This window comes from Spirochaetota bacterium (genome assembly GCA_035477215.1).
Classification (GTDB): domain Bacteria; phylum Spirochaetota; class UBA4802; order UBA4802; family UBA5368; genus MVZN01.
In genome coordinates this window covers 17,156-43,298 of sequence record DATIKU010000049.1, presented here as the reverse complement: position 1 = coordinate 43,298, position 26,143 = coordinate 17,156, and the positions used below count along the sequence as shown (strand labels likewise).

At 56.9% G+C, this 26,143-nt stretch carries 26 protein-coding genes and 1 tRNA gene; 4 read left to right on the top strand and 23 right to left on the bottom strand.

Features of this window, described 5'->3' with window-relative positions:
• Positions 1 to 46: 46 nt before the first annotated feature.
• Positions 47 to 247: a DUF2892 domain-containing protein gene (locus VLM75_11920; protein ID HSV97622.1), complete on the top strand. Its 201-nt coding sequence runs from the start codon at positions 47 to 49 to the stop codon at positions 245 to 247.
• 105 nt (positions 248 to 352) lie between these two features.
• The gene (gene mazG / locus VLM75_11915; protein ID HSV97621.1) at positions 353 to 1,144 is read left to right on the top strand and encodes a nucleoside triphosphate pyrophosphohydrolase; all 792 of its coding nucleotides are present in this window, start codon (positions 353 to 355) and stop codon (positions 1,142 to 1,144) included.
• 27 nt (positions 1,145 to 1,171) lie between these two features.
• On the opposite strand, the gene VLM75_11910 is transcribed toward mazG, so the two are convergent.
• The 18 genes from VLM75_11910 to VLM75_11825 all read right to left on the bottom strand — a co-directional run bounded on the left by VLM75_11910 (position 1,172) and on the right by VLM75_11825 (position 20,301).
• A complete protein-coding gene (locus tag VLM75_11910) occupies positions 1,172 to 2,785 on the bottom strand; it encodes a BatD family protein (protein ID HSV97620.1) in 1,614 nt (537 codons plus the stop codon).
• Between the two features lie 22 nt (positions 2,786 to 2,807).
• Positions 2,808 to 4,529 (bottom strand): VWA domain-containing protein, encoded by a 1,722-nt coding sequence (locus VLM75_11905; protein ID HSV97619.1) that lies wholly within the window; start codon positions 4,527 to 4,529, stop codon positions 2,808 to 2,810.
• Positions 4,526 to 5,524 (bottom strand): VWA domain-containing protein, encoded by a 999-nt coding sequence (locus VLM75_11900; protein ID HSV97618.1) that lies wholly within the window; start codon positions 5,522 to 5,524, stop codon positions 4,526 to 4,528. Before VLM75_11900 ends, VLM75_11905 begins: the two co-directional genes overlap by 4 nt.
• Positions 5,511 to 6,494 (bottom strand): hypothetical protein, encoded by a 984-nt coding sequence (locus VLM75_11895; protein HSV97617.1) that lies wholly within the window; start codon positions 6,492 to 6,494, stop codon positions 5,511 to 5,513. The genes VLM75_11900 and VLM75_11895 overlap by 14 nt, the downstream gene beginning before the upstream one ends.
• A gap of 7 nt (positions 6,495 to 6,501) precedes the next feature.
• On the bottom strand, positions 6,502 to 7,338 hold the full coding sequence (locus tag VLM75_11890; GenBank protein ID HSV97616.1) for a DUF58 domain-containing protein: 837 nt from the start codon (positions 7,336 to 7,338) through the stop codon (positions 6,502 to 6,504).
• On the bottom strand, positions 7,339 to 8,322 hold the full coding sequence (locus VLM75_11885) for a MoxR family ATPase (protein HSV97615.1): 984 nt from the start codon (positions 8,320 to 8,322) through the stop codon (positions 7,339 to 7,341).
• A 253-nt stretch (positions 8,323 to 8,575) separates the two neighbouring features.
• Positions 8,576 to 9,961: a LysM peptidoglycan-binding domain-containing protein gene (locus tag VLM75_11880; GenBank protein HSV97614.1), complete on the bottom strand. Its 1,386-nt coding sequence runs from the start codon at positions 9,959 to 9,961 to the stop codon at positions 8,576 to 8,578.
• Between the two features lie 88 nt (positions 9,962 to 10,049).
• Positions 10,050 to 10,388, bottom strand: coding sequence for an STAS domain-containing protein (locus VLM75_11875; GenBank protein HSV97613.1), 339 nt, complete (start codon positions 10,386 to 10,388; stop codon positions 10,050 to 10,052).
• Between the two features lie 119 nt (positions 10,389 to 10,507).
• On the bottom strand, positions 10,508 to 11,626 hold the full coding sequence (gene tgt / locus VLM75_11870; protein ID HSV97612.1) for a tRNA guanosine(34) transglycosylase Tgt: 1,119 nt from the start codon (positions 11,624 to 11,626) through the stop codon (positions 10,508 to 10,510).
• 97 nt (positions 11,627 to 11,723) lie between these two features.
• Complete coding sequence (locus VLM75_11865) at positions 11,724 to 12,710, bottom strand: NAD-dependent epimerase/dehydratase family protein (GenBank protein ID HSV97611.1); 987 nt, start codon at positions 12,708 to 12,710, stop codon at positions 11,724 to 11,726.
• A gap of 16 nt (positions 12,711 to 12,726) precedes the next feature.
• Positions 12,727 to 13,500, bottom strand: coding sequence for an SDR family oxidoreductase (locus VLM75_11860; protein ID HSV97610.1), 774 nt, complete (start codon positions 13,498 to 13,500; stop codon positions 12,727 to 12,729).
• Positions 13,501 to 13,543: 43 nt separating this feature from the next.
• Complete coding sequence (locus VLM75_11855; protein HSV97609.1) at positions 13,544 to 14,782, bottom strand: thiolase family protein; 1,239 nt, start codon at positions 14,780 to 14,782, stop codon at positions 13,544 to 13,546.
• 61 nt (positions 14,783 to 14,843) lie between these two features.
• Positions 14,844 to 16,079 carry an acyl-CoA dehydrogenase family protein gene (locus VLM75_11850; protein HSV97608.1) on the bottom strand — a complete coding sequence of 412 codons (1,236 nt, stop codon included), beginning with the start codon at positions 16,077 to 16,079 and terminating at the stop codon, positions 14,844 to 14,846.
• A 94-nt stretch (positions 16,080 to 16,173) separates the two neighbouring features.
• A complete protein-coding gene (locus VLM75_11845) occupies positions 16,174 to 17,784 on the bottom strand; it encodes an AMP-binding protein (GenBank protein ID HSV97607.1) in 1,611 nt (536 codons plus the stop codon).
• Between the two features lie 32 nt (positions 17,785 to 17,816).
• Positions 17,817 to 18,467, bottom strand: coding sequence for a DUF2148 domain-containing protein (locus VLM75_11840; GenBank protein HSV97606.1), 651 nt, complete (start codon positions 18,465 to 18,467; stop codon positions 17,817 to 17,819).
• Positions 18,468 to 18,478: 11 nt separating this feature from the next.
• Positions 18,479 to 19,156 carry a DUF2148 domain-containing protein gene (locus VLM75_11835; GenBank protein HSV97605.1) on the bottom strand — a complete coding sequence of 226 codons (678 nt, stop codon included), beginning with the start codon at positions 19,154 to 19,156 and terminating at the stop codon, positions 18,479 to 18,481.
• Positions 19,157 to 19,185: 29 nt separating this feature from the next.
• Entirely contained in the window at positions 19,186 to 19,587 is a 402-nt protein-coding gene (locus VLM75_11830; GenBank protein HSV97604.1) for an SCP2 sterol-binding domain-containing protein, read from the bottom strand.
• A 117-nt stretch (positions 19,588 to 19,704) separates the two neighbouring features.
• Entirely contained in the window at positions 19,705 to 20,301 is a 597-nt protein-coding gene (locus VLM75_11825; protein ID HSV97603.1) for a TetR/AcrR family transcriptional regulator, read from the bottom strand.
• Between the two features lie 411 nt (positions 20,302 to 20,712).
• On the opposite strand from VLM75_11825, the gene metF reads away from it, so the two are divergent.
• Positions 20,713 to 21,570 carry a methylenetetrahydrofolate reductase [NAD(P)H] gene (gene metF / locus VLM75_11820; GenBank protein ID HSV97602.1) on the top strand — a complete coding sequence of 286 codons (858 nt, stop codon included), beginning with the start codon at positions 20,713 to 20,715 and terminating at the stop codon, positions 21,568 to 21,570.
• A gap of 44 nt (positions 21,571 to 21,614) precedes the next feature.
• The gene (locus VLM75_11815) at positions 21,615 to 22,139 is read left to right on the top strand and encodes a gamma carbonic anhydrase family protein (GenBank protein ID HSV97601.1); all 525 of its coding nucleotides are present in this window, start codon (positions 21,615 to 21,617) and stop codon (positions 22,137 to 22,139) included.
• Positions 22,140 to 22,373: 234 nt separating this feature from the next.
• Here VLM75_11815 and VLM75_11810 read toward each other — a convergent pair whose 3' ends face one another.
• The 5 genes from VLM75_11810 to VLM75_11790 form a co-directional block, all read right to left on the bottom strand.
• Positions 22,374 to 23,861 carry an AAA family ATPase gene (locus tag VLM75_11810; protein ID HSV97600.1) on the bottom strand — a complete coding sequence of 496 codons (1,488 nt, stop codon included), beginning with the start codon at positions 23,859 to 23,861 and terminating at the stop codon, positions 22,374 to 22,376.
• Between the two features lie 623 nt (positions 23,862 to 24,484).
• Positions 24,485 to 24,841: a hypothetical protein gene (locus VLM75_11805; GenBank protein ID HSV97599.1), complete on the bottom strand. Its 357-nt coding sequence runs from the start codon at positions 24,839 to 24,841 to the stop codon at positions 24,485 to 24,487.
• 251 nt (positions 24,842 to 25,092) lie between these two features.
• Positions 25,093 to 25,176: transfer RNA gene (locus VLM75_11800), tRNA-Leu, on the bottom strand.
• Positions 25,177 to 25,229: 53 nt separating this feature from the next.
• On the bottom strand, positions 25,230 to 25,646 hold the full coding sequence (locus VLM75_11795) for a PaaI family thioesterase (GenBank protein HSV97598.1): 417 nt from the start codon (positions 25,644 to 25,646) through the stop codon (positions 25,230 to 25,232).
• Positions 25,647 to 25,742: 96 nt separating this feature from the next.
• A complete protein-coding gene (locus VLM75_11790) occupies positions 25,743 to 26,036 on the bottom strand; it encodes a hypothetical protein (protein HSV97597.1) in 294 nt (97 codons plus the stop codon).
• Between the last annotated feature and the right edge of the window lie 107 nt (positions 26,037 to 26,143).

Here is a 26,143-nt window from a genome sequence, read left to right as displayed (position 1 = left end):
CCTGCGGTTCGAGACGCTCATCATATGAACCATGCGGAGGAAGGACATGAGGAAGAACATGGGCACCATGGACAGAATACTGCGTGTAACGGTCGCGATCATCATAGGGGTTTTATACCTGGCCGGCCATATCAGCGGACTCGCCGCTATAATACTCGGAATCATCGCGATTATTTTCATCGCGACCAGTATCGTTTCGACCTGCCCGCTGTACGTGCCGTTCGGCATCAGCACCAAGAAAGACTGACCGCTCCGAATGCGCGGCGAAAACGCATCGCCGCGCGACGTTTGATCATTTTCTATTGACAACCGGTATTTCACGCGTCCATGGTGTTGGCGAAGAGGGACAGCCATGGAATTCAAGGAAAAACGGCCGCTCTACGCGCTCGAAGAGCTGGCGTCGATACTGCGCGCCGAAAGCGGTTGCGCCTGGGACAGGGCGCAGACCTCTCGGACGCTGAAGCCCTATCTCATAGAAGAGGCGTACGAGGTGTACGAGGCGATCGACAGCGGCGATCCCGAGAACCTCAGGGAAGAGCTGGGCGATCTGCTCTACCAGGTATACGCCCATGCCCAGATTGCCCGCGAGGAGAACCGGTTCACGATCGACGACGTGGCGCGGGGGATCGTCGAGAAGCTGGTCTATCGTCACCCACACGTCTTCGGCGGAGAAAAGGCATCGAGCGCAAACGAGGTCATAGAGCGCTGGGAGAGTATAAAGAAAAAGGAGAAGGAGCACAGGGAATCGATACTCGAGGGCGTCCCGGCGCACCTGCCATCGCTCCTCAAAGCCTACCGCGTCCAGCAGAAGGTGTCCCGGGTAGGTTTCGACTGGGAGAAAACCGAAGACGTTATCGCCAAGCTCGACGAGGAGGTCGCCGAATTCAAGGAGGCGCTGTCGTCGAAACCGGATGAAGGCTGGACGGCCCGTATGGAGGATGAGATGGGCGACATCCTCTTCTCCATGGTCAATATCGCGCGCTTTCTCGACATCAACGCCGAAGACGCGCTCAACCGCACCGTGAATAAATTCATAAACCGCTTCAGGACGCTCGAGAAAGAGGCCTCGGCGCGGGGCAGGAAGCTCGAAGAAATGACACTGACCGAGATGGACGAGCTATGGGAGGCGGCCAAGCTGCGTTAGTCTAAAATTCCAGGCGGCCGATCGGCCTCAGCGGAATATTTCCCTTAACCGTCGATAGAGCTCATCCATCTCCAGGTCCGAAAGGGCCCTGCCGGCATACCGGTGAAGGTAAACCCGCCGTTTCAGGTCATCGATGCCCCGTTTTACCGATTCGTCCGCGCCGCCGTACCACACGGCTGCGCACGCCTCGTCGAGCATACAGGCGGCCGTTTTCAGAAATGATCCGGCATCCCTCCTGCGTGCCGCGTTCGCGAGGTCCGCCCGCCGGTCTTTCGATCGCGCCGGCGCCCGCGCGATCGATGCTTCCGCCTCCGGACCCGGTTCCGGGGAAGCCATGGAAACCCGTCGCCTCCACCAAACGGCCGCCGCGACGCCCCCGGCAGCGAGCAGGATGATTCCCATCACCGGCAGCGGGTCGAACTCCAGTCCCTGCGACTTTTCCCCGGTATCATCATGCCCGGGGCCCTTCCGCGCCCCGGCCCCCGGGGCCGCCTCGAAGGCATGGTCGGCGGTCCGGGCAAGCTCATAGCGCCCCGAGGCCGGATTGAAAAAGCTTAAACCCAGACCCGGCAGAATAAACGAGCCCGGCCTCTGCGGAATGATCGTAAAAATAAATTCCCGTTCGCCCTCAATCGATCCGTTGGCCACGGCAAGCCGGACGGCGCCGTCGCTTCCAATTATCGAAAGCCCATCGACCTTCGCATACTCGGGCCGCGAAAGCGAAAGGAGGTTTCCCCTTCCGGCCACCTTCACCTTCAGGCGAAATTCAGTGAAGGCGGAAAAGGCCTGGTCGGGAAATTCCGCCTTCAGGGAGAAGATACCGACATCGCCGCGGAAACCGGCGGGCCTCCCCGCCGCCGGCAGGGGGTTCACCATGACCGCTATTGTATCGAAATCGACGCGACGCGTCGAGGGCACCACGAAGGGAAAAAACGAACCGGGATCGGTCTCGGCTACGGTGACACTGACCGAACCGCCTCCGACGGCGAAGCGCCCGCTCTCAAGTGGTACGGCGGCGAAGGTGGCGACGTGCGACTTGATGAACTCGCCCCTTTCGGTTCGCACGCTTTCGTCCGGCAGCGTTTCGTCGACCTGTTTAAGGAGAAATCCCCGTACCGCCGGCATTTTGTCGAAAACCGTGGCCCGTGTTATATCGACCCCCGTGTGCACCAGATAAAAACGAAGAAGTACAGGCTCGCCCGCAACCACATTCTGTTTCGATACGCGTACCAGCCCCCCGACCGGGCCCGTGCCGCGCGGGGAGTGCGCGCTTCCCGCGTACGCAAGAAACGTTACGGCGCTCGAGCGGATCGTTTCTCCGCCGCGCTTCAGCACAACAGGCGGGATGGCGAAGCTCCCGCTTCGCTCCGGGACCACGCGGAAGGTCACCGCCGTTTCCGAGTGAGCCTTTCCGTTTATAAACTGGAAGCTCCGCCGCGTGCCTGTAAACGCGATCGAAAGCCCCTCCACTTCAGGAACTGAAACCGGATCGGGAACGTCGGCGCCGTCGATTGTAATCAAAAGCGTCGCCGCCTCCCCCACGCGCACGCGGGCGGGTTCGATAACGGTCTTGGCGGAAAGGCCAAACAGGGCCGGGGCAGCGATCAGAAGTGTGATCGTCGTCACCGTTATCGTCCTCATCACGCCGATCATCCTTCCCCCGCTACCACTGTTTATCAAGCTCCCGCCTTCCGTCGCCCGTTCCCTTCTCCCTGCGCACCGGCTTGTTTTTCATCGATTCCAGAAGGTTTCGCACCTGCTCGGCGCTTATCCGGCCGCCGGCCTTTTTCGAGGCGGAACCATCCGGGCGCGAATCTCCATCCGGCCTGCCGCGTCCGTCGCCATCCCTGTGCCCATCCTTTTCCCTTCTGTCATCCTGGTTTCCGGTGTCCCCGCGGCCATCCTGGTTTTTCTTGTTCATGCGCAACATATATTCAAGATTTTTTTTCGCCGGGAGATATTCCGGGTCGATTTTGAGCGCGTCGATGTACGCTCCCACCGCGGCGCGGTAATCGCCTTTTTTCAAATACGCGTTACCCGCGTTGAAAAGGGCCTTCTTCTGGACATCGGGATCGCCCGAGCGCAGGGAGCCCCTGAAATGGTCCAGCGCACCGTCGTAATCTCCCTGCATATACCGGACGTCTCCGTGGTTGAAGCGCAGCCTGTCCCTGTCCTTCTCGCGCGGCGCGTACTTCTCCGCCGTACGGTAGCGCTCCCCGGCCCCCTGGTAATCCTTTTCACCGAAGAGCCGGTTTCCTTCCCGCACCTCGTCGCGGTACGGATCGATCCAGGAGATAAAAAACATGCATACCGCAAGCGCGACGACAGGCGCCGCCCAAATGCTTCCCCGCCGCGAACGGTCGGCGCGTCCCGGACGCCCGAAACGCGGGACGCGGGGCCTTTCGGGAATCATAAGTTCGAGGCTCAACAGCACAATGAGGACCAGCACGAAAAGTTGAAAGCGCTCCACCTTCTCCTTTACAATGCGACTGCCGTGGCTCAACTTATCCTGGTCGCCCACAAGGCGGATGAGCCGGTAGATGTCGGAGAGGTCGGCGGTTATGTCGAGATGCTCTCCGCCCGTCTCGCGGGCGATCCGTTCGAGCACGGCGGAATTTTTGCCGCTTATGATCGTTCCACCGCCGTCGTCGCGCAGGTATTCGTCCGAGCGCTCATCAAGCGGCACCGCGCCGCCGGTGGCCGTTCCGATACCGACCGTATGCACTGAAACGCCGAGTTTCCGCAGGCGACGCGCCTCATCCACCGCCCGGCCCTCGTGGTCCTCGCCGTCAGTTATGAGAACGAGCATTTTAGAGGTCATGCGTTTCGCCGCGAAGACCTTTTCCGCGGCCTCGAGCGCCCTGCCGATATCCGTTCCCTGCCTGCGCACCGAACCGACGCCGGCAGAATCCAGGAACATCATGAAGGCGCCGGCATCCTCCGTGAGCGGGCACTGCAAAAAGGCGTCGCCCGCGAAGAGTATCATTCCCGTCCTTCCGCCTCCCAGCGAATTGGCCATCAGGCGCACGGCGTCTTTGGCGCGCTCCAGCCGCGACGGGGGGACATCGCGGGCGAGCATGCTCCGCGAGACATCGAGCGCGACAAGCAGGTCGACACCCTCGTTTCGGGACTCGCGCATGGTTTCGCCCCACCGCGGTCGAAGCACGGCCACGGAGAACAGTACAACGCACAGTGCAATCATTACTGTTTTAAGTGCGCGCACAATCGGCGATCCTGCAAGCAATGCCGCTCGCATGTCGGCCCGCGGCGCCAGGGAGCGCAGCACCCTGCGCTTCCACCCGAGATAGGCCGCGTAAAACGCGAGAATGATCGCCCCCGCAAGCAGCACGTACGCCAGATACCGGTAGTTCGCGAAATCCATCATGGCACCTTCCGGTAAAATACAGAGCGCAGCGTAATTTCGAGGAAGAACAGCAGCATCGCGGCCGCGAGAAAAAACTGGAATCCGTCATGAAATTCGCGGTACACCTTCGTCTCGATATCGCTCCTCTCGAGCCGGTCGATGTCCCGAACGTTCTCCCAGAGCACGCCCCCCGATTCGGCGCGGTAGAACTTCCCGCCCGTCACATCGGCGACGTTGCGAAGCGTTTTTTCGTCGAAATGGTTTACGAGAAACCTCCGGGAACGGAATAGCCCGCCGCCGGCGGGATAGGGAACACGACCGTCCCTGCCGATTCCCACTGCATATACCCTGATACCTGATTCAGCGCATAACGCGGCCGCCGTTTCGGGATCGATCCCGCCGCGGTTGTTCATGCCGTCGGTGAGAAGCAGGATGATCCGGCTCTTCGCGGTGCTCTCGATCATCCGGGCCGCCGCAAGCGCGATCGCCTCGCCGATGGCGGTCCCCTCTTCCTCGACGGTATCGAAATCGAGCTCGTCAACAAGCTCCCCCACCACGGCGTGGTCCAGGGTCAGCGGGCAGTGCAGATATGCATCGCCCGAGAATACGACAAGGCCCAGGCGGTCGGTCGTCCTGCGCGCGATGAAATCCTTCACGACCCGTCTGGCGACCCCCAGACGATGATCCGGCTCGAAATCTTCGCCCATCATGGAGTCGGAAACATCCAGTACGATCATGATATCGATACCGGGATTTTTGATGCTTGTAAGGTCGACGCTTTTCCCCGGCCGCGCAAGCGCGATGATGAGCAGAAAGATCGAGGCGAAGCGCAGAACGGGAAGGAACCGGTAGGTTGCGACCCGGATCGATGTGCGCAATCCCACGACCATCTCGGAAGAGACGGCAATCGCCGCGCCGCGCTGACCGATGCGCCGGTACAAATACAGGGCGACCATCGCCGCGAACGGTACCAATAGCAAAAGATACAGTGGATCTTTAAAGTCAGGGCCTGCCACCGCGTTCCTCCCGGGCGATCCTTCTGCCGAGGTCCATCGCCTGTTCCAGGTTGTCGCCGAGCGCCCCGGGGGAGGGCGCGAACTCCGCGAATTTCGCAAGGTCCCAGAGTCCCGTTATGCGCTCGAGGTCTCCGCGCAATCGGGAAAAGGCGGCCTGACCGAGATGCCGTTCCAGGGAGGCGGCAAGCTCAAGGCCTGTCATCTCCATGGCGTCGATGCCAATAAGACGGGAGAGGAACATTCGAAAGAAACGGGAGGCCTCCACGACATATTCCTCGCCCCTCCCCTCTTCAACCAGTCCCAGAACGCGAAGGGTCTGCATCCGCGCCAGGAATTCGTCGATCGCCGGGATTTCGTACGGGGCGGGAGTATCCTTTTTTCGACGGCTTTCGTAACGGCGGAGGGCAAGGTAAGCGGCGGCGGCGAGGGCTCCCAGTAACGCAATGACAATCAACAGCCTGTAATAATTGCCACCGAGATCGAGCGGGGGTTCTATCTCATGAAAATCCCCGGATGGATTGCTCGCTTCTATCAACACCTCGGGAACTCGGTAACCGATGGCGACGCCGTCCGCGCCGTGCACCTCGACCGCGGGAAGCGGATGCCGGCCAGTGCGGTAATACGCGACGCTCATGGCGAGTGAAACCGAGGACTTCCGGCCCGTGGCCTCCTCTTTCCTCTCCGCCGAGTGAATTACATAGAGCGGAAGCAGGCCGACCGCCGGAGAGGCCTCCTCCGTCCCGTGGTCCGGCGGCGGAACATACTCGCGCGTCTCCGGAAGCGATATCTCGATACCCTCGATATTTCCCCCGCTGACCGTAACGACGTATTCCAGCCGGCTGCCTACCGTGGCCTTTTGTGGCCACACCGAGGCCGTCACCGCCGGGTATTCTTCCGCCGCGCGGACAATAAGCGCCGACGCGCACGCAACCACCAGCACGGTCAGGGCGATTCCGGCCAGTCTGCGCATAACCCGCTCACGGGGCCGTCGCGCGGTGGGCGCGACTTCGTTTCCGCAAGAATTCGAGCACCGGTTTTTCAACGGGCATGTCGGTGCTCAGGCGGATCGTTTCGAATCCCGGAAAATCCGGAGCCGCAATGCCCGTGGGAATGGTTTCGGTAAGAATGGTTTTCCCAGTTTCGAGGTCGACGTATTCCGCCAGGCCGAGAAAGCCCGCGCCCCGCTCCGCGGGGTCCGAAAGGACGACAGGAACGACGTCGTGCCTCCTGCCGAGAAGACGAAGCCCCGTAAGATAGTCGCTGTCGAGAAAATCCGAGAGCATAAAAATAACGCTTCTTTTTTTAAGTACCTTTCTTAGAAAATCGACCGCAACTGAAATATTGGTCCCTCTGGCGCCGGGCTCGAACCGCGCGATCTCGTCGTGCAGCGCGTACATGACGCCGCGCCCCTTCCGGGGGGGGATGTATTTCTCGACACTGTCGGCGAAGAGTAGAACCGATATTCGGTCGTTGTTCACGCGCGCGAGATAGAGCAGAAGCGCGGCCGCGTCCAGAAGAAGGTCCCGCTTGCTGCGCGAGGTCCCATAGTCTATCGAGGCCGACATGTCCACGGCCAGCACGATGGAAAGCTCGCGCTCCTCTATGTACTCCTTCACATACAGGTTGTTCGCCCGCGCCGAAACGTTCCAGTCGATATTGCGGACATCGTCTCCGTACATGTACTCGCGCACTCCGTCGAAGAGGAGCCCGTATCCCCGGAACGCGGAGTGATACTCGCCGGCAAAGAGGTCCTCAACCCTCCTGCGCAGCTTTATCCGGAGCTTTCGAAAGAGCGCCCGTTCGGCAGGCTCCATTTACGGCACCTCCACCGAGTCTAAGACGATCTTCACGACATCGTCCGCGCTCGTGCGGGCGGCTTCGGCCTCGTAACTCAGCACCACGCGGTGGCGCAGCACGTCGGCGCCCACCTCCTTGATATCGTCGGGCGTTACATACCCACGCCCCCGCAGAAACGCCATGCAGCGCGCCGCCTTCATGAGCGCGATCGAGGCCCGGGGGCTGGCCCCGAACTCTACAAGGCCCGCCAGCGTGGCGCTCGCGGGGTTTCTGGTTTCCCGTACGATGTTTACAATGTAGTCGATGAGCCGCTCGTCAATATAGATGCCGGCGACGAGCGCCGCGACCTCGGAAAGCGCGACGGCGTCGGTCACAACCCCCACCCTCGCCAGATCGATTTCACCGTAGCGTCGCAGCAGCTCCTTCTCTTCGCCGTCCGCGGGATAGCCCACCAGGCATTTCATGAAGAATCGGTCCACCTGGGCTTCCGGGAGCGGATACGTTCCCTCCTGTTCGATGGGGTTCTGCGTGGCGAGCACCATGAAGGGCGAGGGAAGTACGTGCGTTTCCGCGCCGATGGTTACAGCGCGCTCCTCCATCGCCTGCAAAAGAGCCGACTGGACCTTCGCCGGCGCGCGGTTCACCTCGTCGGCAAGGAGGATGTTGGTGAAGACGGGCCCCTTGCGTGTAAAAAAGTCGAGCTCTTTCGGATTGTAGATCCGAGTGCCGATGAGGTCCGCCGGGAGCAGGTCCGGTGTGAACTGGATACGGCTGAAGGCGGCGTCGATGCAGCGGGCGAAAGCGCGAACGGTAAGCGTTTTAGCGAGGCCTGGCAGTCCCTCGAGCAGCACATGCCCGCCCGAGATAAACGCGATGATGATGCGCTCCACGAGCCTTTCCTGCCCGATGATGATCTTTCCGATCTCTTCCCTGATACGCGCGGCGAAGACACTCGCCTCCTTCACACGCTCCGAAAGCTTCTCTATCTCGACGTAATCCATCCGCTTTCCCCTGTAGCCTTATAACATTGCCGAATAAACCGTAAATGTGCATAAGCACCGCTGGGGGCGTAGAAATCCCGCCCCCGTAACCTCAACGAATCCGATTGGAAAATACATGTTAGCACGCCTGCACATTTTTAAGAGGATACATCGCAGGGGACTCTGATATCTGGTTTTTCATCAGTCGATTTGTTACAGGTATAAAAATCCCCCGCCGTGGCGGGGGATTGCATGCGTACCCGATGCATCAAGCCTACATCTGCTCGTCGAGCGGAACGCCCTCTTCGGTTTCGTCCGATGGCATCTCTCCTTCCGGCTCATCGTCCGAGGGCGCTTCGTCAAGCCCGGGCTCTTCTTCCGGAGTTTTCTCGTCGGGTGCGGCCTCCATGCGGATCGCGCTCTGCTCGACCACCTTCTCGCCGGACGATTTGGGCTCCCCCATCGCCGGTTTGAGCACCGGAATTCTCAGCGTCTGTCCGGGCATGATTAAATGGGGGTTCCGTATATTGTCCCGGTTCGCCTCGTAGATGCGGGTCCACAGGCGCGGATTGCCGTAGTATCGCTCGGCTATCCGCCACAGGCAATCGCGGCGAGAGGGGTTGTATTTGACCCGGTAGGTCGTATATTCCTTGCCGTCCCGCTCCCCGTCCCCGGCCACACCGGCGTCCCTGTCTTTTCCGCCGGCGACCGTACCGGCCTTTTTTGCGCCCTCGACCGACGCGGCAAGCCGGGCCGCCTCGGCAGAGAGGACCATTGATTCGCGGTAACGGCCCTGCTCGCGCGCTTCCTTCGCGCGGGCAAGCGATTCCTTCGATGCCGCAAGCTCGTCTTTGGCAAGGTCCGCCCCATCGGACTTCCCGGCCCGTGCGACGGATGCCTCCGCCGCTGCGAGGTCGTCGGCGGAAGAGCCCTTCAGCGCGTCGAGGTAGGCCTCGTCCGCGCTGGTCTTCGCGATGGCGACGGCCGCGAACCCCTTTTTAAGCTGGAGGCCGTCGAGCGACTCCGACGCCGTTTTGTTGTTCTCCTCGGCGGTCTTCAAACTCTCCGGGGAGTGCTTGCGCGCGTTGTACTTTAATGCCTCGGCTATTACGGAATCGACCTCGGCTACCGCCTCTTTCAATATGGCGCGTCTGCCAAGCGCGGAATTCCGCGCGCTCTTGGCCAGCTTGTCGGCTTCGATGGCCGCCTGGTATGACTCGTAGAATTTCCCGCTTTCGAAGTTTTCACCCGCGTTCTTGAACGCGGCCTGCGCACGATCGAACTCGTCCTTTGCGAGCATGTCGGCGCCGGCCTCGCCGGCCTCATCCAGGCTCTTCTCGGCTATCTCCATTGTGTCCCGGGCGAGGAGCGGCAGTGATTTTTCGTACGCCTCGCGCGCCTTTTTAAACGAATCGAGGGCGCCTTGCTTCGCCTTGTCCAACTGGTCGGTTTTAATGAATTCGTGCGTTCCCAGAAGGAGTTTCTTCGCCTCCTCCATCTCGGCGGGAGCGTACTTGTCGGCCCGGACCGATTCGGCCCTTGTAATCTCCATCCTGGCCAGCGACATCTCGCGGACCGGTATCGGCTCGCCGCAGCCGAGCGCAAGCGTGGTCATTATAATAATTCCGATGACGGCTGCCGTCTTTCGTGGTCTGTTCATTGCTGGTCCCCAACCATTATTTTTACCCGATCCGCCCGCGGGGGCGGCGGTCCCTGCGGAAGCCCGGCGAGCGGCAGGGTTATGCGAACTACTTATAGAATGACTCGAGAGCGTCCTCTTCGGTATCGAAAATGTCGAAGAAAGAGGTAAGCTTGGTGAGCTCAAACACCTTTCTCACGGAGGCGTAGACGTTTATGATCTTCAATCCACCCTGATATTTTTTAAGATTGGACAGGCTCGAAATCAGGGCGCCGATACCGGAGGAATCGATATAAGAAACCTTTTCGAGGTTGATTATTACATTATATCTCTGTTCTTCTATGAGCTTGCTTACAATATCTTTTATTTCCGGCGCGTTGTACAGGTCTATTTCGCCCGCGATATCCAGCAAGACGACCTCGCCCTTCGTACGCTTGGTTATGTCCATTTGCGCTCGCTCCTTCCTGAGATTACAGTATGATGCCGGAACCGGAACAGCCTTGAATTCTATTTGTTTTCCGTGCGTCTGTCAATAGAAATAATTTTGGCATAAAGCAAAATATCTGTTTAGCTCCCCTTAAAGGCGGCCCGCCATTTATGTGAGGTCTCCGGGAAACCCCCGGAGCCGATGGAGTGTTGAATTTCATCCATGAAATTTTTCATGAAATAGAGGTTGTGGTACGTATTGTAGATCAGCGCCGCGACCTCACCCGCGCGGTAGATATGCCTGAGGTACGCCCGGCTGAAGTTGCGACAGACATAGCAGGAGCACAACGGATCGAGCGGCGAGAAATCAACCTCGTAACGAGCGGCCTTGATGTTGAGCCTGCCCTCCGAGGTATAGAGCGTGCCGTTTCGCGCGATTCGCGTGGGCATAACGCAGTCGAACATGTCCACGCCGCACTCAATTGCGTCCAGTATCTCGAGGGGACTGCCCACCCCCATCATGTAGCGGGGCTTCTCGCCGGGGAGTCGGGCAAGCGTCACCGCGGTCATCTCCCTGTATAGTTCCTTCGGTTCGCCGACCGACAGCCCGCCGATGGCAAATCCCGGAAAGTCCATTTCGCACAGGCGTTCGGCGCACTCCGCGCGCAGATTTTCGTACACACTTCCCTGCACGATGGCGAAGAGCGCCTGTTTTTCCGTGTCGAAGCGTTCGCGCCAGTAGCTATATGATTCCATTGCCCAGCACATGGTGCGCTCGACCGCCTCCCGGGCTCCGTTTTCGGAAACCGGATACTCGGCGCAGTGATCGAGCACCATCATGATATCGGATCCTATGACGCGCTGGATGTCGAGCACCGCGCGGGGGGTAAAGAGGTGCCGCGAGCCGTCGATATGCGACCTGAACTCGACGCCGTGGTCGTAGAGTTTTCTAAGCGACGAGAGGGAAAAGACCTGGAAGCCGCCCGAATCGGTCAGGATGGGGCGCTCGTAGTTCATAAACCGGTGGAGGCCGCCGGCCTTTTCAAGCACAGCGGTCCCCGGGCGCATGTAAAGGTGATAGGTATTCGAGAGGATGATGTCGAATCCTATCTCCTCAACATCCCGAAGCCCCAGCGCCCGGACGGCGGCCCGCGTCGCCACCGGCATGAACACCGGCGTTCGCACCACTCCCCGGGAGGTGACAAGCTCACCCCTGCGCGCGTTCGTGAGCGCATCGCGCCCGAGCACCCTGAACTCCATACCATGCTTTCTTCACGCGGCGTACGCTTTGTCAATCAGTTTCTCGGGTCAATCGGACAGGCCCGCCTTAAGGGCTCCTGAATTCACATGGGGAAAATCATTTGAATACGACTGAATTTCCCCTTCCCTTAAAATTCAGAACCAGCTCCGCAAAGGTCTCGAACGCCTCTCTTGTCGTATATTTAAATCTGTAGCCCGCGTTTTTGATTTTGTCGTTGCTTGCGATCCATGGAAACCGGATGAGCGCCATGGGCGCGCTCGGAAACTCGGTGACAAAGGAAAGCCGCAGCATCCAGGCCAGGTCGTTCAGCGGATAGAGGAGCGCCGGATGAATCGGCAGGGGCGTGCCCCCGGTTAAATCGAGCATCTCCCTGAAGGTCATGGTGCCGTCGGCGGCGAGGTTGAAGGCGCCTCTCTGCCTTTTCGCCAGAAGATGATACATGGAATCGGCGACATCGTCCTCATGAACGAACTGGAACGGTCTCATGTCGCCGGGCAACATCACGATCCTTTTCATCAGGTGCCGGCCAAGCGTGTTTTTGTAAAAATGGGGGCCGCACACGAAGCAGGGCCTCACGATCGATCCGCATACGTCCGGATGCCTTTCGAAAAATTCCCGCACCGCCGTCAATTCGAGCTTTGCCTTGCTCATGCCGTAGATAAAGCCCTCGTTTCCGCGCAACGGAGCATCTTCCCCCAGCAACGGGGGATTGTCCTCATGCGCGCCGTACGCGGTCGTCGAGGACATATGCATCACGTGTTTTATTTTATTCTTCGCGCACGCGTTGAGAAAATTGACCGTACCGTTTATATCGACGTCTTCCATGAGCTTTTTGTCGTGCAGTATGGACACCACAAAGGCGGCATGTATCGCCCAGTCAATTTTGTACCCGGACATCAGCGGGGCCATATCGTCGCGGACATCGTGCTCGATGAAGGTGATCCTCTCGCGCAAGCGGGGGGGCGCCACGACATCGATCCCGATGATTTTCCCCACATCGTCCCGCTCACTGAACCGCTCGATGATCTTCTGCCCGATAAAACCCGACACCCCGGTAATGAACACGTTGAATCTTTTTTTCATGCGCCCCTCTGCAGCGTTAACCCCTCGGCAATACCAGAAACTTCAGTATTCGCAAAAAGATGAAATCCGGCAGCCTGATGAGCGCCAGGAGAGGCGCGACGCCCCTGGTGTTTTTGTGAATCTTCCGGCTGAACACCGCTTTCCACACCACCATCGCCACCTCTTCCGGGGTAAGATGGACGCCGAGCTTTTCCATTACCGGCGCCTTCACCTCCTTTTCGAGCAACGGCGTCTTCACGAACGGCGCCCTTACGTCACTCACGATTATCCCGTATTTCCCCAGCTCGACATTGAGCGATTCGGTCAGGGAACACACCGCCGCCTTGGTCGCCGAATAGACAGCGAGAAAAGAAGTGCCGTACAACGCCGAGGCGGACGACATGTTGATGATGCGGGAATTTTTCGTGTTCCTGAGCGCGCCCAGGGAAGCGTGAATACAATTCAACGTCCCCTTCAGGTTGACGTCGATAATGCGCATCGCGTCGCGCATGTGCATATTTTCGAAGGCACCCATCGACAATACTCCGGCATTGTTGAACAATACGTTCATCACCCCGCCCGTATTCCTCAAAAAATGCTTTACGCCCTCTTCAACGCTCTCCGCGGCCGATACATCCATGACCTTGCGGCAGCAGTCGCGCGCGCCGATCTCGCGGCGCAGCGATTCAAGCCCTTTTCGATTCACGTCATAGAGACCGACGTACCAGCCCTTGCGCGCGAACAGGAGCGCGGTCTCCCTCCCGATTCCCGATGCGGCTCCGGTTATCAAAATCGTACACCTGGTTTTCATGGAGTTCCTCATGTTTTCGCCGCTGAGGCGTTTCCGCACCGATTCACCTGCCGAGTATATGAACGCACATCGCCGCTTCCTCAACGCCGATGTTCCCGCCGCCGTTTTCAGAGAGTGCTGTCCTCGCGTTCTCGACCTGGCGGGCGCCGGCCTCGCCCCTGAGCTGGGTCACCAGTTCGAAGATCTGCGCCAACCCGGACGCCCCGATCGGATGCCCCCGGCACTCCAGCCCTCCGCTCGTATTTATGGGCTTTTTGCCTCCGAGCGTCGTCGCCCCTGATTCCGCGTAGGGGCCGCCCTGCCCCACGGGACAGAACCCCATGGCCTCGGTCTGATGCAATTCTCCGTACGCGGTCGCGTCGTGCAGTTCTGCGACATCGATATCATCGGGGCCGATACCAGCTTTTTCATACGCTTCTTTTGACAGGCGCTCGCCGATGTCTTTACCGTCCAGATCGCGGTCGCTTCCCTGCCCCATTATCGACGCGAGGATTTTAACCGGACGCGCCCTTTTCATTTTTTTCAGATACTTTTCGGAGCATACAATCGCCGCGGCGGCCCCGTCGCCGACCGGCGCGCACATCGCCCGGGTGAGCGGATAGGCCACGGGCCGGTCAGCCAGGACCTGCTCCACGGTCATGTTCTCCTGATACTGCGCCATGGGATTCAACGAGGCATGGAAATGGTTTTTGGCGCATATTACCGCCAGTTGCCGCTGGGTCGATCCGAACCTGTCCATGTGCCACCGGGCCCCCATGGCATAGGCGTCCATGAAGATGCTTCGCCCCTGCCCGGGCGCCGAATCGGAATCGGGCAGTTTTATATTTTTAAAACTTTTCCCAACCTCCGTTATCATCTGGATTTGTTTTCCAAAATTCTCTACGTCCATACAGGCTGCGTAGGAAGCCAGTGACTTTGCTTTATCCGGATCGGTGATCTTTTCAGACCCGATCGCGATGGCGACGTCGAACATCCCGGCGCGTATGCCCGTGTATGCCAGGTGAAGCGCCGTGGTCGCTCCGGCGCAGGCGTTTTCGACGTTCGTTACCGGTATTTTATCGATACCCATGCCGCGAAGCACCACCTGACCGCGGATCGAATGCTGGTTGCTGAACATACCCCAGAAAGTGTTGGAAAAATACGCGGCCTGCAAATCCTTTGTATCCAGCCCCGCGTCCCGGAGGGACAGCCTTGTCACCTCCTCCGCCATGTCGCGGACGTTCCTGTCCGGGTACTTGTTGAAACGGATCATGCCGATTCCAATGATATATATGTTTGCCATATGACACTCCCATATCGCTATATGATGAAATATTCGGGGGAATTATTCTCGTCCCGTTACTTTATTCTTTTTCGTTAAATAACAAGTCGGCCGCCGCAAGCGCCAGAGAATCGTTGCTGCCGTCCTCGATCAACCCAGCCCGGGCATCCCTGAAAATCTTTTCTATGGGATATTCCCTGGTAACTCCATAACCGCCGAACATCTGCATGGCATCGCTGGCGACTTCATAGGCGATCTGGGTGCAGTAAGTCTTTGATGCGATGGAATACTGGGTGTGTGGCGGCGTCGTGCTGAAGTTATACACCAGCGTCGATCTCGAGTAGGCGCGCGCCAGCTCTATTTTCCTGAACATGTAAAAGAGCTTTTCTTTTACCGTGGAATGCTTGATGATAGGCACCCCGCCCTGTACTCTCTCTTTGGCGTACTGAACCGCCAGGTCGTAGGCCGACTGAGCGACTCCGGTGAAAAAAGCCCCCATGCAGGCGTTGGCGATGGCGAGCGTGGTATCGGTGATGGCCTCGTAGCTGTCGGGGTCGACAATCATGTAATCTTCCGGAACCTCCGCGTTGTCGAAAAAGATTTCGCCCTGCGGAAGATCCCTCTGCCCCATCTTATCGAGGGGTTTTCCTTTTGTTACCCCTTTCTGTGTGCAGTCTATCAGGCATATGCCGCCGCCGGCCATCCCCTTGCTCGGATCAATACCCACGGAAAGCGCCGCCGACGTCGCAAGCGGGCCGCATGACACCCATGCCGATGTCTGACCGTTGATGATCCACCGGTCTCCATTTTTCTGCGCCTTTACGCTTTGTGTTATTTTACGGTCATGAAAAAATTCCGTCCCCGACATTAAAATATCCGAGCCGTGATCCGGTTCGGTTATGGCCCAGCAGCCAACATTGGTGGCGTCAGTGCAATTAACGTACGGCAGTATGATGTTTTCAATCAGATGATCTTCCGGAACCATGGAAGCGTAGAATGAGGGAAAACACGCGACACCCGATGCGACCGCAAATCCGACGCTGCCATAGGAAAGCTCCTCGAAAAAAATATGAAGGCTCAGGGGATCAAGCCCCATTCCCCCGTACTCGTCGGGAACCAGCACGGTATGATATTTCATCTCGTACATCTGCTTCATGACCTTCCAGAAGGGCGAGCCTTTTTTCACCACCTCTTCCGGGGTCATTTTATCCAGCTCGATGGACGCTGGTTTTAACACATTGACGGCGAACTTGTGCACGCTCTCCTTTAACATCATCTGTTCGTCCGTTAGTTGCAGATTCAGCTCTCTGTATCCCATATATTTCCCCCTGTTTTTACCACATGGTCTTGAGATGTTCATCAGGCTTGTTGCAAATTTCGGGAATGCGGCATCCCCCGGTCATGCAACAACTCTATTTATAATCATCAAACTTATAAATAACGCCCTCGCCCTTTTGAAAATCCTCCCTGAGCTTCCGATCCAGGTTCTTTTCAGAAACGGTTTTCGGGATTTCACTTACAACTTGCAGATATGAAGGGATGAAGTTCGCTTCCAGATCCTTCTTGCACTTGTCGTATATCGCCGCCGGATTGATGGATTTCCCTTCAAAGGGCGCAACTGCCGCGACGATATCGCTTTCTCCGGGAGCGCCGGATGCCGCCGGAACGCCATACACGCAAATGTCGCTGATATCGGGGTGCTCTCCGATGATCTTTTCAACATGTTCCGGTTGTATGAAATCGCCCGACCTCCTTAACTCCGATCCCTTGCGATGATCGAAGTAGAGCCATCCGTCCTCGTCTTTATGAACGATATCGCCGGTGCGGAGCCATCCGCCCCGCGTCTTCGCTTCGGATTCCTCGGGCATGCCCCAGTAATCAACCCTGGTTTCGCCCTTGATATTTCTACATATAAGCTCCCCTTTCTCGCCCGGGGCCACTTCATTTTCATTCTCATCGACGACCTTCATTTCCATCACTCCCGGCACCGGTTTTCCGAAAGATCCGATAGGACCCTTGCCGACCTGGTTGCAGGCGAATCCTCCCTCAACCGCACCGTACCACTCAAGGATCTTAACCCCGAATCTCTTCTCAAAGGCCTCCCATAGCACCATTGGGGTGCCGGCGCTGATGACGAGGTTTACGGGATTCTCGGAATCTTCCGGCCGTTCCGGTTCCATAAAAATGCCGGCGAGCATACCGCCGAGGAGCGAAAAGGACGTACACCCGTATTTGCGGCAGATGTCCCATATTCTGCTTTTTGTAAACCGATGGCTGAACACGGCCTTCACTCCCAGGTACATCGCGGGAAAGAGCGTTACCGCCTGCGCGTTGCCGTGGGTGAGTGAAAGTCCTGTGTACAGTTTATCATTGTCCCTGTGATATCTCCATATCAGACGGGTCATGATATTGAATACACCGGTCCTGCTGTTTCGGACCATCACTCCCTTGGGATCTCCGGTGGTGCCGGATGTGTAGATGATCTGCATGGGCTGGCGGACATCGAATATCTGCTGGTCGACCCGCTGCCAGGAGGTTTTCTGAATTACCTCATTGAAGTTATGGAACCTGGTTGTTGGAGCGATCTTGGACTCCGGCCTCGATACGACAGAAATCAGATTCAATTTCGGCAGATTCGGCAATACTTCCTCTATCTGCGGAAGGCAAACATCAGAGACTATTACGCCTTTCGCTCCTGAATTTCGGAAATAGTATTCCAACCTGCCGCCCTTTGACCGGGGATCGACGGGTATCATCATGGCCCCCACCGTCGGCCCCGCCAAAAGCGAATATACGAACTCAGGATAGTTATGCATCAGCACGATATATTTATCACCCTTGTCTATGCCGCTATCCAGAAGTAACCGCGCCGCCTTGTTCGAATTCTCATATACATCTTTATAGGTCAGGTGCTCGTCTTCCACCCCTCCGATAAAAGTCAATATCTCCCTGTCGGGCGATTCATCCGCCTTGATCTCGATGTTATGAGAGCAGATCGCCTGATTTAAATGTTCCTTGCCCATTAGAATACACCTCCGTAAAAATTCCTCGCTTCCTATTCTTCAATTGCGCCGATAAACCCCCGGACGAACGTAGGGAATTCTTTTTCGAAGATTGCATCCCAATGCTCCTTGGTCCAATACTGGTGCCTGTCGAAGTAGGGATCACGCTTCGCCACGCTTACCGGCACGGCAACCGCGGTATCGATGTCCGACATAACTTCCATGCTTTTCGCGCCAAATCCAAAGGTGCTGAACACCCTGCATTGCAGGCCCAGCTGCCATGCCATGGCGGCCGCTGCGTTGGCGGCCATGTGCAGGTTGATCGACTTGAACAGGCAGTAGGGGCCATTGGATGTGAGAGCTTCGACTAATTCGGACTTGTTCAATTCCGCGCAGGTTTTGTAGCCGCAGGCGCCGCAGTTATAGTTAAAATCGGATTTTCTTTTATCGCCGATGACCATCATGGCCATTGGCTCCTTCATCATGGCCTGGAGCGCACGGCCGTCCCTGGAGCCCAGGGGCGACATGTCCCCGAGGGAAAAACAAAACTCAGAGATCAGTTCCATGTCGTCCTTTCCCAACGCGACGATTTTAATCGTGTTTCTGTCGCTGAATTTTATCGCGTTATAGGCCGCCACGGCCATAAGCTCCACGGCCCTGGCAAGACCATTATCGATTAATTCCTTCATTTCAATTCTTACCATGGTACCCTCCTTTAGCTGTATATTGACCGGAATATGGGCCACAGTCTCCGAATTATCCGGTCATTCATGGTTCTGTCGTTTATTTCATCGTAGCGCAGCGGAATATCCCTGAAGGGCGACTTTTCGGTCACCGAGATACCGACAGCCAGCGCAAAACCGGTATCCCTTGGGAGAATCCCCATGCGCATCGCCGCCGCTCCGGCCGACCAGAATATTCCATGGTCGATGCCTAAATTCCGGGCCTGGGTCACGATGCCGCTTACGGCATAGGCGATATTGGTCGCCCTGAAAGAGCACAGAGGCCCCGTATAGGCGATACCCGGTCCCTTCTCAATTTTCTTTACCTCCCGCATGTAATCGCAGGTCATATATCCGCACATATTACAACTGATGTCCGCCGGGTCGGTAAGGCTTCTAAGGGACGTTACCAGAAGCACCGCGTCGGCATCGCGCAGCATCGCGGCATCCCTCTTGAAAAAACCCCAGCTTGCCTTTTCACCGGACAACTCCTCGGTTTTCTGACAGAGATCCTCGATGGCGCACTCATCATCAAGGATATGAGTCGTGCACTCGCCCACACCCCCCACGCGGGGGGAAGTCGTGCATGACGCGAGAAGAAGCCTTGCCGCAATCTTTGCCGCCTGGATACGGTCCTCTTCGAATTGTTTCATCGCTTTCTCTTTGCTCATAATGATCTCCTTTCCCTTGTGTGATTGAACTATCCCCGTACCGGAAGATTGTTCTTTCTGGCGATACCGGGGTACATATCATATGCGGGTTTTAACAGGGGCAGGAGCTTTAATATGGTAGGCATGGGACCCCTCGCTTTGATTTTACCTTTGGCCAGGGCTATCGGGAGCTTTAACTCTTTCAGCCAAAACTCGTGGCATGAATCGCCGCTTAAATCCATTTCCACGTTTGCCTTAATGTCCTGATTGCCGCTCAGGACTTGCATATTCACCGTATCAACCCAGAGAATTGCGTCAGGATCGGTTATATTGAATCTTATAACGACACCCGCATCCTTGAATTTTGGCCCGGCCTCCTTATCCTGTAAAACTATCGAAAACATCCCCCCGAGAATCTCCAGCATGCTTTCCGCATTTTTAAAAACCGCCATGGAGTACCTCCTTTTTTTATTAGGCTTGCTGCAAATCCCGGGAATATCGCCTTTCCCCGCCGCGGGCGGGGGAAGGCCTCTATATTCCCCGGTTATGCAGCAACTCTATTTTTTTATCTACACACCCAACAATCGGGTAATAGATTCCGTGAAAGCTTTGACGGCCCACTCCGCCGGATGAGAGCTTCTGTCGAGGTACCACCTCATGGCGATACCGTGATATATGGCGGAAATGGATCGTGCCATGAATTCGGCATCCATGTCCCTGAATATTCCCTGTTTTACTCCATCGCTGATCGCCTCTTTCAGGAGGACGATCCAGTTGTCCACCCAATCGTGATAAATCTTTCTGCATTCCTCATCCCGCACGGACATCGACGTAAAATCGAAAAGAAGCTGGTAACCCATATTGACATCCGGGTCGGTCCGGTCGTACAGCCATCCGAAAGAGAGAATTTTTTCGCGGGGATCGCCGTACATACCCATGGTGTCCCTGCTGCGCTTGAATATCCCCTCGAAAAAAGACTTGAATGCTTCCTTGCACAACGTCTCTTTTGTCGAAAAATAATGGGCGATGCCCCCCTTTGAAAATCCCGCTTCTTTCGCTATTTCCTCCAATGTGACCGTATATATCCCCACCTCGGCTATCTTTCGAAGGGCGGCCGCGATTATCTGCTCCCGCCTGATCTCTTCCAGATCGTTACATTGGTTCATCCCGGCAATCTCCTAATTATTTGCATGCCTGCCACGCTTCCGTTCCCCGTAGCGCTTCACCAACAACACCGGATTATGCGTATTCCGACCGGCCGGAATATAAACCGACCGGACGGAATGTCATCCCTCATAACAAATTTGTCAAGAAAACAACGACTAAAATTTAAAAATAATAATCCATATCTAACTTACACTATTCAAATAATGATGATATATTTTGAGCATACCAATCAAACCGGGCCTTTAAAAAAGACTTGATGGATCACGCCGGGATGCGAGAATGGGGCCCGGTGGTCGTCGCGCGTCGAAGACGAATCGCCTTCCCGCGGCCGGCGCCGCGCCGGGAGCGTCCACGCAAGGACCGGAGGCTGATCCCTCGGGCGCCCGTCATCGAGAGCCAATGAAATCCAGATGAAGATAATCGACCTCTATCGCGAGCGCTTTGTCGTCTCGTTCGAAATTTTCCCTCCGAAAACCCAACAGGGCGAAGACGGACTCAAGCAGGCGCTGGCGGAGCTTTCGGGCTACCAGCCGCAGTACATCTCGGTGACCTACGGCGCGGGCGGGTCAACCCAGGAGAAGACGTTGGAGCTCGCGCTCAGGCTCCGCGACGCGCTGGGGATACTCCCGCTGGTGCACTTCACCTGCGTCGGCGCGGGACGCGACGAGATACGCCGCTACCTCGACGAGGTGAAGAAAAACGGCATCGAAAACATCCTTGCCTTGCGAGGCGATCCTCCGAAGGGCGAGGCCCGATTCACCCCCCCGCCCGACGGCTTCGCATACGCGAACGAGCTCGTTTCGTTCATCCGCTCCATCGACGGCTTCGCCATCGGCGTAGCCGGCTATCCCGAGAAGCACCTCGAAGCGCCAAGCATGGAAGCCGACCTCGAAAACCTCAAACGCAAGGTCGACGCCGGGGCCGACTTCATCATCACCCAGCTTTTTTACAGTAACGAGGACTATTACCGATTCATGGATCGCCTCGCGCGACTGGGCATAACCGTGCCCGTCATACCCGGCATCATGCCGGTTACGAACCTCTCGCAGGTCGACCGTGTCACCTCCATGTGCGGCGCGAAGGTCCCCGACGAGCTCATACGGCGTCTCGACGCCTGCACGGGCGGGGACTCCATCTGTGAGGCGGGAATCGAATACTCCATTAAACAGTGTGTCGAGCTTAAATCGTGGGGGGTGCCGGGACTCCACTTCTACACGCTCAACAGGGCGCAGGCGGTTAAACGCATCATGGACGCCACGGGGCTGTAGCCGTCGCGACAACCGGACACCATACAGAGAGGAGGGGGGAGACGATGCCGCTGTACGAGATCAACAAACGCAGGCCCGAGATCGGCGAGGGCACCTGGATCGCACCGTCGGCCGAGGTCATCGGCGATGTTCGCATCGGAAAGAACTGTTACATAGGCTTCGGCGCCATCCTGCGCGGCGACTACGGCACCATCACCATCGGCGATGAAAGCGCCATCGAAGAGGGGGTCACCATCCATGCCCGGCCGATGGACAGGACCACAATCGGCAGAAGGGTCACCGTCGGCCACAACGCCATGCTCCACACCTGCACGCTTAAAGATTCCTGCGTCATCGGCATGATGGCGACGGTCACCGATTACGCCGTCATCGGCGAATGGGCGATAATCGGCGAGCACGCCCTTGTGGTGAACCGCATGGTCGTGCCCGATAACAAGATATTCGCGGGAGTGCCCGCGAAGGAGATCGGCGACGTGAAGGACAAGCACCGCCAGACCTGGGAGCTCGGCAAACAGGTCTACATCGACCTCACCGCGCAGTACCGGGCATCGTTCAAGAGGATTGACTGACCGTACTCCCGGCGGCGGGCCTCCGTAGGCGGTGGCGGATCGGAAGGAGGAAGTCATTAAGAAGGAAGGAATATTCGCCACTGTTAAACGGCGCCTGGAGGGAAGGGAAGAAACGCCGGGGAGACCCGACCCGGCCGCTACATTTATTACGGGGGACAGTGCGTCCATAAACGGCTGGAAACCCGTCCCGATGAGAAGACCCGGGCCGGGTTTGAATGCCGGCCCGGTTTAGCGTCAATCCTTCTTCTTGTAATTCTCGCGAATGTAGTTGTCCAGGTATGCCTGCGGGTTCTCGACGGCCTCCTTCGTGATGGTTAAGTGCTCCAGCGACATCAGGCGGATACCGTAGGCGTAATCGTGGAACAGTTCCTCGCAAAGCTGCTTGATGCTGCGGTTGTTCGCCTGCGCCATGTCCTGAACGCGCTCCGCCGCTTCCTTTTTGAAATCGAGATATATCCCGTTTTTCAACAAAAAGTCCTTTTGATAATGCTTGATGCTGTCGCTGAGGAGCATTTTTTTCAACGTCTCTTCGGGATGCTCGACGACGTCCATGTCGACGACCAGTTTCCTGATTTCGGTGGACGGAAGCGTCTTCTCGAACTTGATGAGCGCCTTCTCGAACACGCTCAGGAGCCCGCGCGCGCCGGTGCGTTCGGAGTGTGCCTGCTTCGCGAAAACCCGCAGCGCTTCGTCGGAAAACTCGAGGTCGATGTCGTACGCCCTGAAGTCGAGCTTCTTTCCCAGCACCACGGTGCTGTACCTGTTTTTCAGTATGTTATACAGACCTTCCTCGGTCATCTCGTTCAGCACGACCGTAACGGGAAGCCTCCCCACGAACTCGGACTCGAAGCCGAACTGGATGAGGTCCTCGGTCTTAACCCGCTTGAGCATATTCTGCCGGTCGTCCCGCTGCGCCTCGCCCTGCTCAAAACCGATGGACTGCATGTTGAGCCGCTTCTTGATGATGTCCGAAACCCCGCCGAACGCGCCCGACACGATGAAGAGGATGTTTCGCGTGTTGATCTTCTTTCGCGTCACCTTGCCGGTACGCTGGGCCTCCATGGCCGCCTCCACCTGCGAGGCGAGGTCGTGCGGCGTTTTTAAATCGACCTCGGACTCCTCCATGAGCTTGAGGAGATTGCGCTGCACGCCGGTGCGCGATACGTCGGGCCCGTAAACATTCCCCGTCGAGGCGATTTTATCGATCTCGTCGAGGTAGATAATGCCGTATTCGGCCCTGGCGATGTCGCCGTCCGCCTCGTGCACCAACTCCCTCACCAGGTCCTCAACGTCGCCGCCCACGTAACCGGTCTCGCTGAACTTGGTTGCGTCGGCCTTGACGAAGGGCACGCCGATGCGTTTTGCGATGAGCTTGATGATGTAGGTCTTCCCGACTCCCGTTGGGCCGATGAGCAGCATATTGCTCTTGATGTTTCCGACCATGCGGTCCTCTTCGGGGATGGACTTGTCGAGCTTCATCCTGTTGAAGTGGGTGCACACCTTGGTGGCGATGATCTCCACCGCCGACTCCTGCCCCACGACGTAGCGGTTGAGATAACTCTCCAGCTCCTCGGGTTTTATATCGAAATTGATGTCTGACTGATGCGCGGCCGTTCCGGGCTTCGCACCCGTCGTCTCGGCATTGGGGTTGATCACCTCGGTGAACTCCGACTTCAGCAGCTCTTCCCAATCCCTGTTTGGGTCTATCGATGGTTTCGCCATTTTCTCCTCGTTAACTTACTGCATCCGCCTCAACGCCCCTCCCGGCCCTCGACCCTGCGGAGGCAGGCGACTCGGCGGACTTACACCAAGTCTGTCAGTTTATTTTCTGTTTCAATATGTCTCCAAACTTCAGCGAATGTTACTCGCTTCATCTTCGTCGCCGACTGTGCATGCGTTCACTTAACGCATACGGTGAAACCTTGTTGTGACACTACAATCACACCACCCACCGACCAGTATATCACATTGCTACGGCATTTTAACAATATAGTGACAATCATCCGGAAAGCGAAGTATAATTCAACCGTATTCTCATAATAATTTTACGATGACGGTGCATTTCGTCCGACGCGCCTTCCGCGGGGAAGGAGGCGACAGGCTTATATACAATTCAGCCTCCCGACCCGGAGGACAAGATATTGCAACCCCTTGTCCTGTCGATTTAACGGACTTTTCCGAACCATGAGGCCCGCTCCCCCCTTTCAACGGGCACCAGCAAGGCCTTAAAAAAATTACAAAAATACTTAAAAAACGCTTGCAAAATACTACACATATATATACTATATATTTGTTGCCGTTACGGAGGTGTAGTATGACAGCAGCAGTATATACCGGACCGATGATCATTCGCCGCTGTCCCGATTGCGGAGCGTCCCTCCTCCCCGAATCGGGATGCTTCTACTGCCGCTCATGCGGTTTTTCCATCTGTGTGGCATGAACGGACACTTCGAAAAAATACAAGGAGCCCCATGAAAGCGAATGGACAGGCAAAGAGTCGTTTTCTTCATAAAAGTTGCGGGCAGAACAACAGAAATCAGGATATGTTCTTCGGAAAAGAAGCACATTGTAGTCATCCGAAAAAGTGCCCCGCCGTCGATGAAACCATCGGCATCCTTATTGCCATGTTTGGCGGCACCGTAATCGAAAACCGTAAGCCCGAACGGCCGGCGGGGGATGGAGACATCCACGGGCACGCGCACACCGTTTCTTCGGGACTTTTAATCAATGCTCAAAGCGGCGCCGCGGAATCGCTCGCGCGACTCAATGCGACGCCTCTGTATAAACTTTGCGAACTGTAACCTCCCCCACTTCCCCCGCGGGACAGGGTTTCGGAGATATCGTATCCCTTTATCCCCCAAACCCCGCACCATCCATGGAGCCCTGTCCCCGATTTCTCCCCCGCACACAGGGCGAAAAAAAGCCCTTCATTGTAAAGGGCTGTTTGGTACTCTGCCGAAGGAGGGACTTGAACCCTCATGGAGTTGCCCCCGGCGGATTTTGAGTCCGCTGCGTCTACCAGTTCCACCACTTCGGCTTTGTATTGATCATCACTCGCGGGCCCGGTGCAACCGGCCCCTTCGGCAGGCGTCACTCGGGCTGGGGGATTTCATCCATCTCTATGTACTTGCCCTTGGCACGGGCAACGATCTTTCCCATCTCATTCTCTATTTCGGCCCGGTTTTCGATCACCCGCTTGTTTTTCTTCACGTACCAGCCGCGAATGTAGAGGTTCTCGTTGACGAACGCCGGCTGCAAATAGCGGATCGTGAGTTCCCCCGTCAACGCCATGAGCTCCATGTACTTGTTGACGGTCATCATGGTCTCATCAAGCAGCACCGCTACGATGCCGGCGTGGATGATATTGGGAGGCCCTTCGAGTTTCTGGTGCGCCCTGTATTCGCCGTACGCCGTCTTGGTGTCTTCGTCAAACTTGAGCTTCAGCCGTAAACCGTGCTCGTTGTCCACACCGCAGCCAAAACACGTCTTATCCTCATACTCAATCATGGGCGCAATCCTTTAATAAGGGATTTTATTTGTCAATTACTTTTTACGGTTAGTACGGCAAGTCCGAGATCGGGAAACCGTGCAAGTTCAACGGGCTCAGTAGCCGCTGTTTTTACCCCTCAACTTTTCAAGAAGCATGTCGATCTCGTCCTGGTCCAGCCATTCATCCACGTGCCTCGGCTGATTGTTGGTGGTCATCAGATACATCTCCATCGCCATTATGAGGTCCTCCTTGCTGAGCACCCCGAGCGTGACCAGTATCTCGCCGACCAGGCGTTCCACGTTATCCTTCTGAAGCGACAGGGCCTCATCCAGCTGTTTTTCCGAGATGATCCCGCTCTCTACGAGGAACTCCCCAACCCTGAGATCGGCCATCGGCTTTTGATCCATGCGAACCTCCCTGTGGTCCGGCCCGGAATTTTCAGCCTTGCCGTGGAGGCAGGCCGCGTCGGCCGCAAAGCGATACTCCGTATCGCCCCGACCCTGACGATCCATTG

What these genes read in the sequence shown, in the direction of transcription:
- VLM75_11920 (HSV97622.1), top strand. Translation starts at nt 47, where the DNA reads ATGAGGAAGAACATGGGCACCATGGACAGAATACTGCGTGTAACGGTC.
- mazG (HSV97621.1), top strand. Translation starts at nt 353, where the DNA reads ATGGAATTCAAGGAAAAACGGCCGCTCTACGCGCTCGAAGAGCTGGCG.
- VLM75_11910 (HSV97620.1), bottom strand. Translation starts at nt 2,785, where the DNA reads ATGAGGACGATAACGGTGACGACGATCACACTTCTGATCGCTGCCCCG.
- VLM75_11905 (HSV97619.1), bottom strand. Translation starts at nt 4,529, where the DNA reads ATGATGGATTTCGCGAACTACCGGTATCTGGCGTACGTGCTGCTTGCG.
- VLM75_11895 (HSV97617.1), bottom strand. Translation starts at nt 6,494, where the DNA reads ATGCGCAGACTGGCCGGAATCGCCCTGACCGTGCTGGTGGTTGCGTGC.
- VLM75_11890 (HSV97616.1), bottom strand. Translation starts at nt 7,338, where the DNA reads ATGGAGCCTGCCGAACGGGCGCTCTTTCGAAAGCTCCGGATAAAGCTG.
- VLM75_11885 (HSV97615.1), bottom strand. Translation starts at nt 8,322, where the DNA reads ATGGATTACGTCGAGATAGAGAAGCTTTCGGAGCGTGTGAAGGAGGCG.
- VLM75_11880 (HSV97614.1), bottom strand. Translation starts at nt 9,961, where the DNA reads ATGAACAGACCACGAAAGACGGCAGCCGTCATCGGAATTATTATAATG.
- VLM75_11875 (HSV97613.1), bottom strand. Translation starts at nt 10,388, where the DNA reads ATGGACATAACCAAGCGTACGAAGGGCGAGGTCGTCTTGCTGGATATC.
- tgt (HSV97612.1), bottom strand. Translation starts at nt 11,626, where the DNA reads ATGGAGTTCAGGGTGCTCGGGCGCGATGCGCTCACGAACGCGCGCAGG.
- VLM75_11865 (HSV97611.1), bottom strand. Translation starts at nt 12,710, where the DNA reads ATGAAAAAAAGATTCAACGTGTTCATTACCGGGGTGTCGGGTTTTATC.
- VLM75_11860 (HSV97610.1), bottom strand. Translation starts at nt 13,500, where the DNA reads ATGAAAACCAGGTGTACGATTTTGATAACCGGAGCCGCATCGGGAATC.
- VLM75_11855 (HSV97609.1), bottom strand. Translation starts at nt 14,782, where the DNA reads ATGGCAAACATATATATCATTGGAATCGGCATGATCCGTTTCAACAAG.
- VLM75_11850 (HSV97608.1), bottom strand. Translation starts at nt 16,079, where the DNA reads ATGGGATACAGAGAGCTGAATCTGCAACTAACGGACGAACAGATGATG.
- VLM75_11845 (HSV97607.1), bottom strand. Translation starts at nt 17,784, where the DNA reads ATGGGCAAGGAACATTTAAATCAGGCGATCTGCTCTCATAACATCGAG.
- VLM75_11840 (HSV97606.1), bottom strand. Translation starts at nt 18,467, where the DNA reads ATGGTAAGAATTGAAATGAAGGAATTAATCGATAATGGTCTTGCCAGG.
- VLM75_11835 (HSV97605.1), bottom strand. Translation starts at nt 19,156, where the DNA reads ATGAGCAAAGAGAAAGCGATGAAACAATTCGAAGAGGACCGTATCCAG.
- VLM75_11830 (HSV97604.1), bottom strand. Translation starts at nt 19,587, where the DNA reads ATGGCGGTTTTTAAAAATGCGGAAAGCATGCTGGAGATTCTCGGGGGG.
- VLM75_11825 (HSV97603.1), bottom strand. Translation starts at nt 20,301, where the DNA reads ATGAACCAATGTAACGATCTGGAAGAGATCAGGCGGGAGCAGATAATC.
- metF (HSV97602.1), top strand. Translation starts at nt 20,713, where the DNA reads ATGAAGATAATCGACCTCTATCGCGAGCGCTTTGTCGTCTCGTTCGAA.
- VLM75_11815 (HSV97601.1), top strand. Translation starts at nt 21,615, where the DNA reads ATGCCGCTGTACGAGATCAACAAACGCAGGCCCGAGATCGGCGAGGGC.
- VLM75_11810 (HSV97600.1), bottom strand. Translation starts at nt 23,861, where the DNA reads ATGGCGAAACCATCGATAGACCCAAACAGGGATTGGGAAGAGCTGCTG.
- VLM75_11795 (HSV97598.1), bottom strand. Translation starts at nt 25,646, where the DNA reads ATGATTGAGTATGAGGATAAGACGTGTTTTGGCTGCGGTGTGGACAAC.
- VLM75_11790 (HSV97597.1), bottom strand. Translation starts at nt 26,036, where the DNA reads ATGGATCAAAAGCCGATGGCCGATCTCAGGGTTGGGGAGTTCCTCGTA.